The following is a 13,028-nucleotide window of genomic DNA, read 5'->3' as shown; positions in this document are numbered from 1 at the left end:
CGCCCGCGGTATGGCGGGGGCGCATGCCGGCCATATGGAAAGCGGCAGGGCCGGGGCGGCCAGCCTCAGAACTGCTGGCTCTGGTCCGGGAAGATGCCGTCCGGGTCGAACAGGGCGCGCACGGCCAGGTCTGTCTCGCACCCGGGCTCGCCGGTCCCCGGGCGGTTCCCGTAGCGGCTTTCATAGGGCCGTTCGCACGGATGCCCAGCGCGCTCGTCGAACACCAGCCACTCCACCCAGCCCAGCTCGCCGCCATGGCCCAGCAGCAGGTGGGCCAGGTTGATGGTGCGGTCTTCGGCCGGCCGCAGGGCATCGAGCCGGTAGCGTCCGTTCCACAGGCCGCCGGCCCGCAGGGCGTCGGCGGCCGGCGCCGAGGCAAGTTCGAAAAGCCGGGGGATCATGCCCTGGACGCGCAGATTGTCCAGCGGCTTGCGGTTGTCCACCCCGAAGGCGCCCAGGTTGGCCTGAGTGCCGTCGGCCAGCAGCACCAGCGCATGCACCAGGCCGCTGGCGGCCGTGTCGCCGCAGTCCCAGTCGCAGGCGCGGCGATCGGCCAGCCAGGCCGCCACGGTCAGGTGCGGCGGCTGATCGCGGAACTGCGGCAGCCCGGCCTGCTCCAGATCGCCGATCAGGCAACCGGGCTGCACGAACCAGCGCGGATCGTCCGGGCCCAGGCGTTCGCAGCGCGCCAGCGCGGCCCCCGGTTCGACCCACAACACGGGGCCGTCATCCAGCCGCGCGGACGACGGCATGCCATCCAGCGCCAGGGTGATGCCGTGTTCCAGGCACAGGGACCGGGCATGGTAGACGTCCTGCATGTGGCCCGGCACCAGCCGGGCACTGCCGGTCTCGGTGGAGAAATCGTGCACGCTCCCCTGCACGGCACGGCGCAGCCGCGCCAGGAAGGTCTCCCAGGGAGATCGTTCCGTACGGCGGCCGACCAGGAATGCGCGGCGGGAAGGAGACTGCATGGCGGGGCTCCGGACTCAGGACGACGGACTACAATCGGGCTTTCATTCCGAACAGCATTGCAAGGTTGCGCGATGGTCCGACTGGCCGACAGAACCGAACGCACGGCGCCATTCTACGCCGTAGAAGTCCTGAAACAGGCCCAGGCCCTCGCGGCCCAGGGGCGCGACATCATCAGCCTGGGCATCGGCGAGCCCGATTTCACCGCCCCCGCGCGAGTGCTGGAGACCCTGAACCGGGCCGCCGACGCCGGCCTGAGCGGCTACACCGCGCCCGCCGGCATCCCGGCCCTGCGCGAAGCCATCGCCCACTACTACGGCACGCATTTCGGCGCGGCCGTGGATCCGGCCCGCGTCCTGATCACATCGGGCGCATCGGGCGCGCTGCTGCTGGCGGCGATGGCCCTGGTCGATCCGGGCGACGAAATCCTGATGCCCGATCCGTCCTACCCCGCCAACCGCAACTTCATCACGGCCGCCGGCGGGGTCACGCGCCTGGTGCCTACCACGGCCGAGCACCGCTACCAGCTGCGCCCGCAGGACATCGATGCCCACTGGGGGCCGGCCACGCGCGGCGTGCTGATCGCCTCGCCCAGCAACCCCACCGGCACATCGATGCCGCGCGAGGCCCTGCGCGACCTGGTCGCCGCCGTACGCGCGCGCGGCGGCTTCGTCATCCTGGACGAAATCTACCTGGGCCTGTACTACGACGAGCCCCCGCTCAGCGGCCTGACGCTGGACGACGACCTGGTGGTCATCAACAGCTTCTCCAAGTATTTCCACATGACGGGCTGGCGCCTGGGCTGGCTGATCGCGCCCCAGGCCATGATGCCCGCCCTGGAACGCCTGGCCGCCAGCCTGGCGATCTGCGCGCCGGCGCTGGCCCAGCACGCGGCATTGAGCTGCTTCGAACCCGAAGTCATGCAGGTCTACGAGCACCGGCGCCTGTCGTTCAAGGAACGCCGCGACTTCCTGCTGCCCGCATTCGATCGCCTGGGCCTGCGCGTGCCTGCCGCACCCGACGGGGCCTTCTACATTTTTTCCGATATTGGCGAACACGGGCTGGACAGCACGGAATTCTGCCGCCGCCTGCTGCACGAGGCCGGGGTCGCCGCGGTGCCGGGCCTGGATTTCGGCCAGGCCCACGCCAGCCGCACCGTGCGTTTTTCCTATGCCACCGGCCTGGACCGCCTGCGCGAGGCCGTCGACCGGATGGGCGCATTCCTGGGAACGCTCTAGCCCGTCAGTCCTTGGGCGGCAGCCCCGAGGCCAGCGCGATGCGGCGGCGTTCGGCCAGCACCCGGGCGCCGTAGCCGCCGTCGCTGGGCCCGGTCGCGCCCACATAGCAGGCCAGGCCGCCCTGTATGCCGCCGCGGCGACGGATGCAATCCCCCAGGATCTGCGCCCCGACGCGCATGTTGACCACCGGATCGAAGACGGACGCCGGCCCGCCGCTGGGTCGCAGCTTGGCCCGGTGCACGCTCGTCATGACCTGCATCAGGCCCTGCGCGCCGACGGAACTTTCGACAAAGGGGTTGTAGCGCGATTCGATGGCGATCACGGCCAGCAGCAGCTGCGGATCCAGATTCCGTTCGCGGCCGATCTCGAAGGCCGCGCGGATGAGGGCGCCCGCCACGCTGTTGGCGATGCGGTATTTGCGCGCCAGGTAGCTGCGCAAGGCATGGGCCTGGGCCTGGCTCACGCCCGGAATCGGCTGGTCGCGCAGGCTGGCGGCCAGGGCGCCGGTGAAAGTCAGGCGTCCGGCCGCCGCGGTCTGGTCCGCCGGACCTGCCGGCTGGCCTGCATCCGCCACGGCACCGTCGGCGCCGCCGTCGGCCGGGCCATCGGACGGTGCGGCACCCTCCGGCGCCTGCGCAACCGGCGGCACGGACCATTCCTGCAGATCGCCTTCGTCGTCGCCCGCATAGCCGGCGCCGTCGGCCTGGAACATCGCCAGGACGACCTCGTGCAACTGCTGCGACTGCTGGCGCATGGAAGGCAGCACCAGGCTCAGGCCCAGCGTGGTGAGCACGGCCAGCCCCAGGTAGATGGCGCTGACGTGGACGAACTCGCCGACGGGCCGCAGCACAGCCAGGACGCTGTGCTGCAGCCGCTCAGGAACGGACCGCATGGGCACCTCCAACCGTCCGGATGGGGGGAATGGTAATCTTTGGCACGACGCCACTGTAACCCGATCGACGACACTCCGTGAAATACCGCGACCTCCGGGACTTCATCGCCCAGCTGGAACGCCAGGGCCAGCTCAAGCGCATTGCGCACCCCGTTTCCACCCACCTGGAAATGACCGAAATCAGCGACCGGGTCCTGCGGGCCGCCGGCCCCGCCCTGCTGTTCGAGCATCCGCAGCACGCGGGCCAGGCCTGCGGCACCCCGGTGCTGGCCAATCTGTTCGGCACGCCGCAGCGCGTCGCCTGGGGCATGGGCGCAGAAGACGTCTCGGCCCTGCGCGAGACCGGCGAGCTGCTCGCCTCGCTGCGCGAGCCCACGCCGCCCCAGGGCATGCGCGATGCCCTGTCGAAAGTCTCGATGCTGAAGGCGGCCCTGTGGGACATGAACCCCCGGCAGACGCGCACGCCACCCTGCCAGGAAGTCGTCATCGAAGCCGCCGACGTGGACCTGAACGCCCTGCCCCTGCAAAGCTGCTGGCCCGGCGATGTGGCGCCGCTGCTGACCTGGGGCCTGGTGATCACGCGCGGCCCGCGCGCGCGCCGCCAGAATCTGGGCATCTACCGCCAGCAGCTGATCGGCCGCAACAAGCTCATCATGCGCTGGCTGTCGCACCGCGGCGGCGCGCTGGATTTCCGCGACCATTGCCTGGCCCATCCCGGCGAACCCTTTCCGATCGCGGTGGCGCTGGGTGCCGACCCCGCCACCACCCTGGCGGCCGTCACGCCCATTCCCGACAGCCTGTCCGAATACCAGTTCGCCGGCCTGCTGCGCGGCTCCCGCACGGAACTCGCGCCGGCGCTGACCAGCGGCCTGTCGGTGCCGGCCCATGCGGAAATCATCCTCGAAGGCCACATCCTGCCGGCCAGCGACCCGCGCGCGCGGCGCCCGGACGTGCCCGAAGGCGTCTCCCCGCCGCCGGACACCGGCTACGAGATGGCCCTGGAAGGCCCCTACGGCGACCATACCGGCTACTACAACGAACAGGACTGGTTCCCGGTCTTCACGGTGGAACGCATCACCCATCGGCGCGACCCCATCTACCACAGCACCTACACCGGCAAGCCGCCCGACGAGCCCGCCGTGCTGGGCGTGGCCCTGAACGAGGTCTTCGTTCCCCTGCTCAAGCGCCAGTTTCCGGAAATCGTCGATTTCTATCTGCCGCCCGAAGGATGCAGCTACCGCCTGGCCGTGGTGTCGATCCGCAAGCAGTACCCGGGCCACGCCAAGCGCATTCTGTTCGGCCTGTGGAGCGTGCTGCGCCAGTTCATGTACACCAAATTCATCGTGGTGGTGGACGAGGACATCGACCCGCGGCAATGGCCCGAAGTCATCTGGGCCATGACCACACGCATGGATCCGGTGCGCGACACCCTGCTGGTGGACAACACGCCGATCGACTATCTGGATTTCGCCTCGCCGGTCTCCGGGCTGGGCGGCAAGATGGGGCTGGATGCCACCAACAAGTGGCCGGGCGAAACCCAGCGCGAATGGGGCCGCCCGATCCAGATGAGCCCGGAAGTCAAGGCGCGGGTGGACGCGATGTGGGACAAGCTGGGCTTGTAGGGCGCTCCCCCACGCCGCAAGACCTGCGGCCCGGGGTTGTGCCGGCGGCGGCTTATTCGCCGGTTTCGCGGCGCCGGCGCTTGCCCAGCCAGACCAGGCCGGCGATCAGGGCGGTTTTCAGGGCGATGCCGCGCCGGTGGGGATTGGAGACCACCGAAGTCAGCAGCGACAGCAGCACGGGGTAGCGGCGCATGGCCCGCAGCCCGCCGCCCAGCCAGCCCAGCCCGACCGATCCCAGGCGGTCGCGCGCCTGGGCCACCAGGGATTCGGGTCGCAGCTCGCCGGCCAGCCTGCAGGCGCCACGCCGGACGGCCATGCGTTCGTAGCCGGCGCGCATGCGCAGCAGTTCGATGCGCAGGCGGCGGTCGGCCATGGTGGGCCGCGCGGCGCGATCCGGGGGCTGCGCGTTCATGGGATGTCCTCCGGGATCGGGTCGTCGAGCCTGGAAGCACCGTCGGAACGGCCCGCAGGATCGGCGCCACCGCCCGCAGGCGCGTCGTCCCGGGAAGCAGGTTCCGCCGTGCCGGCCAACGCCCGGGCGTCCTCGCGCAGCACTTCGACCGTTACGGCGAACGGATCGGGATCCTGTCTCAGGCGGCGAATCAGCCAGCACGCCAGGGCAGCGCCCATGGCCGCATACAGCAGCGCCAGCAAACCCAGGGCCAGGAAGCGGTATTCGGTGGGCCAGAACGCCAGGGCCACGGCCAGTGTGGCCACCAGCAGCGCGAGCAGCAGGAAGATCGCCGCCACAAGCAACACCGCCAGGCGGCACAGCAGGCGGTCGCCGGCGTCCCGGGCTTCCAGTCCCAGCAGTTCCAGGCGCGTGCCGGCCAGGGCCGCCAGCTGGGCGGCCAGGTCGGAAAAAGCGCGGCCTAGCGGTCCCATTGGCCCGTGCCTAGCGGCGCGACAGCAGCGCGCCCAGCAGCAGGCCGGCCACCCCGGCGATTCCCACGGCCTTCCAGGGATTGGCCTGGACGTATTCGTCGGTATCGTGCGCCACCTTGCGCCCCTGCTCCAGCAGGCTGGCCTGGGTTTCGGACAGCACCTCGCGGCCCTGGTCCAGCGCCTGCAGCGCCCGGGCGCGCAGGTCGGCGGCTTTTTCCCCGGTGGCATCGGCAGCTTCGCGCAGCAGCCTTTCGGCCTGGTCCAGGCTGGATTTCAGGTCTTCGATCAACGCATCTCCCGCGGATTGCGTGGCGATTTGCTTGCGAGTGGCCATGGACGGCTCCTGAATGAGGACTTATGAATCTTCATCCTACCTGATCCAGGAAAACCCGATGTTTCAAAACATGAGGTGCCTGATATGGATCAAGAACGCGGGGCCCGGCACGGGCCGGAAGGCAGTCCCGGCGCCGCGCGTCATGGGAACGGCGGCGCAATGCCGGCCGGTCAATCCGCCTTCTGCCGGGTGCCGAATATGCGGTCGCCCGCATCGCCCAGGCCGGGGATGATGTAGCCGTTTTCGTTCAGGTGGTCGTCGACGGAGGCGGTGTAGATGTGCACGTCGGGATGCGCGCGTTCGACGGCGGCGATGCCTTCGGGCGCGGCCACCAGGACCAGGGCGCGCACGGTGCGGGCGCCGGCCTGCTTGAGCATGTCGATGGTGGCCACCATGGATCCCCCCGTGGCCAGCATGGGGTCGACGATCAGCGCCAGGCGCTGGTCCAGCTGCCCGACGAGCTTTTCCAGGTAGGGCTGGGCCTGCAGGGTTTCTTCGTTGCGCGCGATGCCCACCGCGCTGACCTTGGCCCCCGGAATCAAGGTCAGCACGCCGTCGAGCATGCCGATGCCGGCGCGCAGGATGGGCACCACGGTGACCTTCTTGCCGGCGAGCTTCTCGACATCGACTTCGCCGGCCCAGCCGGCGACGCGCGTGGGCTCCAGCGGCAGATCCTTGGTGGCCTCGTAGGTGAGCAGGGCACCGATCTCCTGGGCCATCTCGCGGAAATTCTTGGTGCTGAGATCCGCCCGCCGCATCAGGCCCAGTTTGTGGCGGATCAGAGGATGGCGGATTTCATGGATGGGCATGGCGGCTCGAATGTCAAGAACAAGTTGGCATGCAGTGTAACTCGCCGGGCGGCGTCGCAGCCCGGCAGTGCGGCGGAAGCAGGCCCATCCGGGTCAGATTCCGATGTAGCGCTGCCACAGTTCAGGAGAAGCGGCCAGCGCCGCCGATTCGCCCTGCCACACGACCCGGCCGCGTTCGATGAGCGTGTGCCGGTTGGCCAGCCGCACCAGGCGCTGGACATACTTATCGATGACGAGAATGGCCTGACCCTGGCCGCGCAGCGTGTCCAGGCAGCGCCAGATCTCCTCTCGGATCAACGGCGCCAGGCCTTCCGTGGCCTCGTCCAGGATCAGCAAGTGCGGATTGGTCATCAGGGCGCGGCCGATGGCCAGCATCTGCTGCTCACCGCCCGAAAGCTGGTTGCCCATATTGCCAGCCCGCTCGGCCAGCCTGGGAAACAGCGCCAGGACGCGGTCCAGCGTCCAGGGATCGGCGCTCGCGTTGCGGCGGGCGGCAAAGGCCATCAGGTTTTCACGGACAGAGAGGTTCGGAAAAATCTGCCGTCCCTCGAGCACGACGGCCAGGCCCATGCGGGCGATCCGATCCGGTGCGCGCGATTCGATCCGCTCTCCCAGAAAACGGATCGTGCCGGCCCGCGCGCGCGTCAGGCCCAGGATGGAACGCACCGTCGTGGTCTTGCCCATGCCGTTGCGGCCCAGCAGGGTGGCGACCTCGCCCGGCCCGATGGCCAGGTCGATGCCGAACAGCACCTGGCTGTCGCCGTAGGCGGTCTGCAATCCTTCGACTTCCAGCAAGCCGCTCATCTACGAAACCCCCTGCTCATCGCCCAGATAGGCGCGCCGGACTTCGGGATGAGCCTGGATTTCGTCCGGGGTGCCCGTCGCGATCACCTGGCCGGACACCAGCGCCGAGATCCGGTCCGCCAGGCGGAAGACGGCATCCATGTCGTGCTCCACCAGCAGCATGGTGTGCTCGCCGCGCAGGCTCTGCAGCAGCGCCACCATGCGTTCGGATTCCTCGGCGCCCATCCCGGCCAGGGGTTCGTCGAGCAACAGCAGGCGGGGCCGCAAGGCCAGTACCAGGCCGATTTCGAGCTGGCGCTGTTCGCCATGCGAAAGCGCGCCGGCGATGCGGTCCAGGCAAGCGGCCAGCCCCACCCGCCCGGCCAAAGCCGCAGCAGCGGCATAGCGTTCCCGCTCGGCCCGCGCCGGGCGCCAGAAACGCAGACTGCTGCCGTCGCGCGCCTGTACCGCCAGGGCCAGATTGTCCAGCACCGACAGACGCCTGAACACGCTGGTGATCTGGTAGGAGCGCACCAGCCCCCGATGCACGCGCGCATGGATGGGCAGCGCCGTGATGTCTTCGCCCGCGAAGCGGATCGTGCCGCCGGTCGGCGCCAGCGCGCCGGACAATTGGTGGATCAGCGTGGTCTTGCCCGCGCCGTTGGGGCCGATCAGCGCATGCAGTTCACCGTCGCGGATCGTCAGGCTGGCCCGATCGGTAGCCACCAGCCCGCCGAAGCGCTTGACCAGCCGGTCGACGCACAGGATTGCCATGGATGCCGGCGTCATGGCGCGCCCCGGCGGCGCACCAGGCTCATCAGCCCGTTGGGTGCCAGCAGCACCACGGCCAGCAGCAGAGCGCCCAGGCCGAACTGCCAGTGGATGGTGTAGGAGGACACGATTTCCTCGATCAGCAGAAACGCCGCCGCACCGGCCAGGCCGCCGTACAGATGACCGACGCCCCCCAGGATGACCATGACCAGCAGGATGCCGGACTGGCTCCATTGCAGCAGGGACGGGCTGACGAAACTGCTCTGGTTGGCCAGCAGGGCGCCTGCCAACCCGGCAATGGCGCCTGCCAGCGTAAAGGCGATCAGCTTGTGGCGATAGACTGCGAAGCCCAGCGCGGCCATGCGCGTCTCGTTTTCCCGGATCGCCTGCAGCACGTGGCCGAAGCGCGCATTGAGCAGCCGGGCCAGGCAGACGAACACGCCGGCGCAGATCGCCAGCACCACGAAATAGAACTGCACGTCGTCGGACAGATCCAGGCCCAGCCCCGGATCGGAACGCGTTGCCAGAGGAAGACCATCCTCGCCGCCGTACTGCTTGAGCGATACCATCAGGTAGAACAGCATCTGCGCGAACGCCAGCGTGATCATGATGAAATACACACCCTGGGTGCGCAGGCTGACGAGCCCGATCACGAAAGCGAACAACCCGCCGACGAGCAGCGCCGCCGGCCAGGCAATCCAGGCCGACGCAATGCCGCTCTGCATCAGGATGCCCACGGTATAGGCGCCCATGCCGACGAAAGCGGCATGGCCGAAGCTGACCATGCCGCCGAAGCCCAGGATCAGGTTGAGGCTGGTGGCTGCCAGGGCGAAGATCAGGATGCGGCTGGCCACGCCGATGTAGAAGCCTTCGTCCAGCGCCAGGGCGGCAAAAGGCAGCAGGATCAGCAGGACCAGCAGCGGTACGGCGCTGCGGGCGCGCAGCGCATGATCCAGCAGCCCCGGGGACTCGTGTTGCGGAGAATGCGCCATCCTCGCCTCACCCCCGAGCGGGGAACAGGCCCCGCGGTTTCCAGAACAGCACGGCGGCCATCAGCACGTAGATCAGAATCGAGGCCACGGCCGGACCGGCATTGTCGGCGGCGGCAGGCCCCATCAGCAGCTCGAACAGCATCGGCACCACCGTGCGGCCAGCCGTGTCCACCAGGCCCACCAGCAACGCGCCAACCAGCGCCCCCCGGATCGAACCGATGCCGCCGATCACGATGACCACGAATGCCAGGATGAGGATGCTCTCTCCCATGCCGACCTGGACGGCCAGCAGGGGCCCGAGCATCCCCCCCGCCACAGCGCACAGCGCGGCCCCGAAGGCGAACAACAGCGTGAACAGACGGCGCACGTCGGCGCCCATCGCCTGCGCCATTTCACGATTGGATGCCCCCGCCCGCACCTGCATGCCCAGCCGGGTGCGCGTCACCAGCACGTACAGCAGCAGCGCCACGGCCAGGCCGGCGCCGATGATGAGCAGCCGATAGGCCGGATAGCTGAAGCCCGGCAGCAGCTCGACCGGTCCGGACAACCCGGCGGGCATGGGCATCATCAAGGGTTGCGAGCCCCAGATCATCCGCACGCCCTCATTGGCCATCAGCAGCAGGGCGAAAGTCCCCAGCACCTGGGACAGGTGATCCCGCTGGTACAGCCGCCGGACCACGGTGCATTCCAGCACCGCGCCCAACACCGCCGAGGCGGCCACGCCGCCCGCCAGGCCGATCCAGAACGAACCGGAGGCGGCCGCGATGGTGGCGACCAGGTAGGCGCCGATCATGTACAGCGAACCATGGGCCAGGTTGATCAGGTCCATGATGCCGAACACCAGCGTCAGCCCCGCCGCCAGCAGGAACAGCATCAGGCCGAACTGCAGGCTGTTGAGCAACTGCTCGAGCAGGAGGATACCGCTCATGCGTGCGCGTTCCGGCGGATCAGGACGGCATCTTGCACTCGCCGACGTACGCATCGGCATGGTTTTCCAGCACGCGCCCCACGAGCTTGTTGGTCACGCGGCCCTGGGCATCCTTGACGACTTCGCGCAGGTAGTAGTCCTGGATGGGATAGTGGTTGGCATCGAACCTGAACGCGCCCCGGACGGATTCGAAGGGCGCCGATTCCAGCGCCTTGCGCAGCGCATCCTTGTCCTTCAGGTTGCCGTTCACCTTGCGCACCGCGCCGTCGATCAAGCGCGCAGCGTCATAGCCCTGCGAGGCGTACATCGTGGGCAGGCGCCCGTACGCTTTCTCGAAATCGGCCACGAACCGCTTGTTTGCGGCGTTGTCCATGTCGTGCGCCCACTGGGACGTGTTGAAGAGCCCCAGCATCGGTTCGCCCACGGCCCGGATCACATCCTCGTCGCCCGAGAAGCCCGGTGCGAACAGTTTCATGTTCTGGTTCAGGCCGGCGCCCACGAACTGCTTGATGAAGTTCACGCCCAGGCCGCCCGGCAGGAAGATGAACACGGCATCCGCCTGCGAAGCGCGCAGCTTGGACAGCTCGGCGCCGTAGTCCAGCTGATTCAGCTGGGTGTAGTCCTCCATGACGATCTCGCCCTTGTAGAACCGCTTGAAGCCGGCCAGGTGATCCTTGCCCGCCGGGTAGTTCGGCGCGATCAGCGCGACTTTCTTGAAACCGCGGTCCTGCACGACCTTGCCGGCCGCCTCATCCATGGTGTCGTTCTGGTAGGAGGCGCTGAAGAAGTACGGATTGCACTGGGCGCCGGCGTATTGGGAGGGGCCGGCATTGGCGCTGATGTAGAAAGTCTTGGACTGGAACACCGGCTGCCCCACCGCCAGCATGATGTTGGAAAACACGATGCCGGTCATGAAATCGACGCGGTCGCGCTTGAGCAAGCGGTCGGCGGTCTGCTTGGCGGCATCGGGGCTGAGCTGGTCATCGGCCACGATGACATCGGCTTTCAGGCCGCCGAGCGTGCCGCCGGCCTGCTTGACGGCCAGTTCGAAACCGTCGCGGATGTCGATGCCCAGGGCGGCGCCCGGACCGGACAGCGTGGTCAACAGGCCGACTTTGACGGCGTCGGCGGCCTGGGCGGCCCCCGCCGACAGGCTGGCGGCCGCCACAGCCGCCGTCATGAAGCGCAAGGATGCATGCATGATTGTTCCTCCGGTGTTATTGAATATTCATGCGTGTGGATTGAAAGTCCCGGATCCCGCAGCTCAGCGCGCCGCCAGCCATTCGACGACCGCATCGTCGAATGGGCGCACGGCGGCGGCGCTCGGGCTGTTGACCAGGCTGACCAGGATATAGCGCTTGCCGCTGGCGCCGCGCACGTAACCGGCCAATGCGCGCGAATCGCGCAGGGTTCCGGTCTTCAGGTGCGCCTGTCCGCGCGTGTCCTCCGAGCGCAGGCGGCGGCGCACCGTGCCGTCCACCCCGGAAATCGCCAGCGAGGAGACGAATTCCGGCATCAGGGGCGAACGCCAGGCGACGTCGAGCATCTGCGCCAGGCCCCGCGCCGTGATGCGGCCCTGGCGCGACAGGCCCGAGCCATTGTCCAGCACCCAGCCCGCCGTGTCCACGCCCTGGTTCTTCAGGATCTGCCGGACCGCCCGACCGCCGCTGTCCGGCGTGGCCCCCGGACCATTGAGCTCGGCGCCCAGGGTCAGCAGGGTCATGCGGGCCATGACGTTGTTGCTGTATTTGTTGATCTGGCGGATCACGTCCGCCAGTGTGGGGGAATCATGCCAGGCCAGCACCGTGGCCCGCGAAGGCGCGCGGCCTTCGCGGATGCCGCGCGACAGCGTGCCGCCCAGTTCGCGCCAGAGCAGGCGGAACAGCGCCTCGAAGTGGTCGCCCTGATTGCCGGCCAGGCGATACACGCTGAATTCGCCGCAGTCGCCCACGGCCTTGCCGGATACGTGAATGACCGAGACCGGCCCTTCCGGCCGCACGTCGGCGGCCACGGCGGGCGACCCCTTGCAGGCGCCGTCCAGCCATTCGAGCCGGCCTTCGACGCGCACGTTTCGCGTCGGCGGATCGAGCAGGGGAATCCACTGGCGCGATCGGGCATCGGGCAGGAACACCAGCCGGGTCGCGCCGAAGTTGACCATCATTGCATCGGGGCTGGCATTGTAGGGACGATCGGGGAAATCATCGAAGGCGCCCGTGTCGATGGCCACGTCGCCGAAGCGGCTGCGGTCCACGACGACCTCGGACAGGTTCTTCACGCCCCGCAGGCGCAGTTCGCGCAGCATGTTCCAGAGATCTTCCTGGCGAAACCAGGGATCCCCGGCTGCCTGGACGTAGAGCGGCCCCTGCAAAGTGCCCTGCTCGTCCACGCGGGCCCCGGGGTCGGACAGGAACCGGGTGCGCCAGGCGTAGTCCGGGCCCAGGGCCGACAAGGCGGTCCAGGTGGTCACGGTCTTCATCACCGAGGCCGGGTTGCGCGGTTCCCCGGCCTGGACGCTGGCAATGACGGGGCCTCCGGCCTCGCGGATTTCAAGCGACAGTGAAGAAAGCGGCAGTTTCGTGGCCTTCCAGGCCTTCTGCAGTTCCGGCGGCAGCGCCTGCGCGCCAGCCTGCAGCGACATGCCCATCAGCAGGCACGCCGCCAACCCCGCGCCCAGTCGCCACGATCCCCGCATCATCCTTCTCACCAGCCGCATGCCGTCACCCGATCAAAATCCGACTAAAACAAAACCCGACAAGAAATGCGCCTGCGCCGTCGGCCCGCGCCAAAATCGCCAGCATAATCCAA

Annotated in this window: 14 protein-coding genes; 2 read left to right on the top strand and 12 right to left on the bottom strand. The window is 68.6% G+C overall.

Translation table 11 applies throughout. The features are described from left to right. Window positions 1-65 precede the first annotated feature (65 nt). Window positions 66-971, bottom strand: coding sequence for a hypothetical protein (locus ABD022_RS01670; protein WP_325124670.1), 906 nt, complete (start codon window positions 969-971; stop codon window positions 66-68). Between the two features lie 72 nt (window positions 972-1,043). Here ABD022_RS01670 and ABD022_RS01665 point away from each other — a divergent pair, with 72 nt between their 5' ends. After that, complete coding sequence (locus tag ABD022_RS01665; protein WP_325124671.1) at window positions 1,044-2,207, top strand: pyridoxal phosphate-dependent aminotransferase; 1,164 nt, start codon at window positions 1,044-1,046, stop codon at window positions 2,205-2,207. A gap of 4 nt (window positions 2,208-2,211) precedes the next feature. Here the strand turns inward: ABD022_RS01665 and ABD022_RS01660 are convergent, their stop codons facing one another. Further along, window positions 2,212-3,099 (bottom strand): transglycosylase SLT domain-containing protein, encoded by an 888-nt coding sequence (locus ABD022_RS01660; protein ID WP_343819698.1) that lies wholly within the window; start codon window positions 3,097-3,099, stop codon window positions 2,212-2,214. Window positions 3,100-3,176: 77 nt separating this feature from the next. Between ABD022_RS01660 and ABD022_RS01655 the strand changes: the two genes are divergently transcribed. Beyond that, complete coding sequence (locus ABD022_RS01655; RefSeq protein ID WP_325124673.1) at window positions 3,177-4,721, top strand: UbiD family decarboxylase; 1,545 nt, start codon at window positions 3,177-3,179, stop codon at window positions 4,719-4,721. Window positions 4,722-4,773: 52 nt separating this feature from the next. Here ABD022_RS01655 and ABD022_RS01650 read toward each other — a convergent pair whose 3' ends face one another. The 10 genes from ABD022_RS01650 to dacB form a co-directional block, all read right to left on the bottom strand. Beyond that, window positions 4,774-5,133, bottom strand: a complete 360-nt coding sequence (locus ABD022_RS01650; protein WP_325124674.1) for a hypothetical protein — start codon at window positions 5,131-5,133, stop codon at window positions 4,774-4,776. Beyond that, on the bottom strand, window positions 5,130-5,606 hold the full coding sequence (locus tag ABD022_RS01645; RefSeq protein WP_325124675.1) for a phage holin family protein: 477 nt from the start codon (window positions 5,604-5,606) through the stop codon (window positions 5,130-5,132). The genes ABD022_RS01650 and ABD022_RS01645 overlap by 4 nt, the downstream gene beginning before the upstream one ends. 10 nt (window positions 5,607-5,616) lie before the next feature. Then, window positions 5,617-5,940, bottom strand: a complete 324-nt coding sequence (locus ABD022_RS01640) for an ElaB/YgaM/YqjD family protein (protein ID WP_325124676.1) — start codon at window positions 5,938-5,940, stop codon at window positions 5,617-5,619. A 170-nt stretch (window positions 5,941-6,110) separates the two neighbouring features. After that, on the bottom strand, window positions 6,111-6,749 hold the full coding sequence (upp, locus tag ABD022_RS01635) for a uracil phosphoribosyltransferase (RefSeq protein ID WP_325124677.1): 639 nt from the start codon (window positions 6,747-6,749) through the stop codon (window positions 6,111-6,113). A 93-nt stretch (window positions 6,750-6,842) separates the two neighbouring features. Next, complete coding sequence (locus ABD022_RS01630; protein WP_343819697.1) at window positions 6,843-7,553, bottom strand: ABC transporter ATP-binding protein; 711 nt, start codon at window positions 7,551-7,553, stop codon at window positions 6,843-6,845. After that, window positions 7,554-8,321, bottom strand: coding sequence for an ABC transporter ATP-binding protein (locus ABD022_RS01625; RefSeq protein WP_325124679.1), 768 nt, complete (start codon window positions 8,319-8,321; stop codon window positions 7,554-7,556). It abuts the gene before it with no gap. Further along, window positions 8,318-9,295, bottom strand: a complete 978-nt coding sequence (locus tag ABD022_RS01620) for a branched-chain amino acid ABC transporter permease (RefSeq protein ID WP_325124680.1) — start codon at window positions 9,293-9,295, stop codon at window positions 8,318-8,320. The genes ABD022_RS01625 and ABD022_RS01620 overlap by 4 nt, the downstream gene beginning before the upstream one ends. Before the next feature lie 7 nt (window positions 9,296-9,302). Further along, on the bottom strand, window positions 9,303-10,223 hold the full coding sequence (locus ABD022_RS01615) for a branched-chain amino acid ABC transporter permease (protein ID WP_325124681.1): 921 nt from the start codon (window positions 10,221-10,223) through the stop codon (window positions 9,303-9,305). Between the two features lie 19 nt (window positions 10,224-10,242). Further along, on the bottom strand, window positions 10,243-11,424 hold the full coding sequence (locus ABD022_RS01610) for an ABC transporter substrate-binding protein (RefSeq protein WP_325124682.1): 1,182 nt from the start codon (window positions 11,422-11,424) through the stop codon (window positions 10,243-10,245). Between the two features lie 63 nt (window positions 11,425-11,487). Beyond that, entirely contained in the window at window positions 11,488-12,930 is a 1,443-nt protein-coding gene (gene dacB, locus ABD022_RS01605; RefSeq protein WP_414647427.1) for a D-alanyl-D-alanine carboxypeptidase/D-alanyl-D-alanine endopeptidase, read from the bottom strand. Window positions 12,931-13,028 lie beyond the last annotated feature (98 nt).

Source organism: Castellaniella daejeonensis, from assembly GCF_039523555.1.
Classification (GTDB): Bacteria; Pseudomonadota; Gammaproteobacteria; order Burkholderiales; family Burkholderiaceae_B; genus Castellaniella; species Castellaniella daejeonensis.
The sequence above is the reverse complement of the archived record's forward strand: the minus strand, read 5'-3'. Positions and strand labels throughout refer to the sequence as shown.

Bases quoted from the DNA above. Each gene is read 5' to 3' on its own strand.
- ABD022_RS01650 (WP_325124674.1), bottom strand. From the start codon at position 5,133: ATGAACGCGCAGCCCCCGGATCGCGCCGCGCGGCCCACCATGGCCGAC.
- ABD022_RS01615 (WP_325124681.1), bottom strand. From the start codon at position 10,223: ATGAGCGGTATCCTCCTGCTCGAGCAGTTGCTCAACAGCCTGCAGTTC.
- ABD022_RS01665 (WP_325124671.1), top strand. From the start codon at position 1,044: ATGGTCCGACTGGCCGACAGAACCGAACGCACGGCGCCATTCTACGCC.
- ABD022_RS01610 (WP_325124682.1), bottom strand. From the start codon at position 11,424: ATGCATGCATCCTTGCGCTTCATGACGGCGGCTGTGGCGGCCGCCAGC.
- ABD022_RS01660 (WP_343819698.1), bottom strand. From the start codon at position 3,099: ATGCGGTCCGTTCCTGAGCGGCTGCAGCACAGCGTCCTGGCTGTGCTG.
- ABD022_RS01630 (WP_343819697.1), bottom strand. From the start codon at position 7,553: ATGAGCGGCTTGCTGGAAGTCGAAGGATTGCAGACCGCCTACGGCGAC.
- ABD022_RS01670 (WP_325124670.1), bottom strand. From the start codon at position 971: ATGCAGTCTCCTTCCCGCCGCGCATTCCTGGTCGGCCGCCGTACGGAA.
- ABD022_RS01640 (WP_325124676.1), bottom strand. From the start codon at position 5,940: ATGGCCACTCGCAAGCAAATCGCCACGCAATCCGCGGGAGATGCGTTG.
- ABD022_RS01625 (WP_325124679.1), bottom strand. From the start codon at position 8,321: ATGACGCCGGCATCCATGGCAATCCTGTGCGTCGACCGGCTGGTCAAG.
- ABD022_RS01645 (WP_325124675.1), bottom strand. From the start codon at position 5,606: ATGGGACCGCTAGGCCGCGCTTTTTCCGACCTGGCCGCCCAGCTGGCG.
- upp (WP_325124677.1), bottom strand. From the start codon at position 6,749: ATGCCCATCCATGAAATCCGCCATCCTCTGATCCGCCACAAACTGGGC.
- ABD022_RS01620 (WP_325124680.1), bottom strand. From the start codon at position 9,295: ATGGCGCATTCTCCGCAACACGAGTCCCCGGGGCTGCTGGATCATGCG.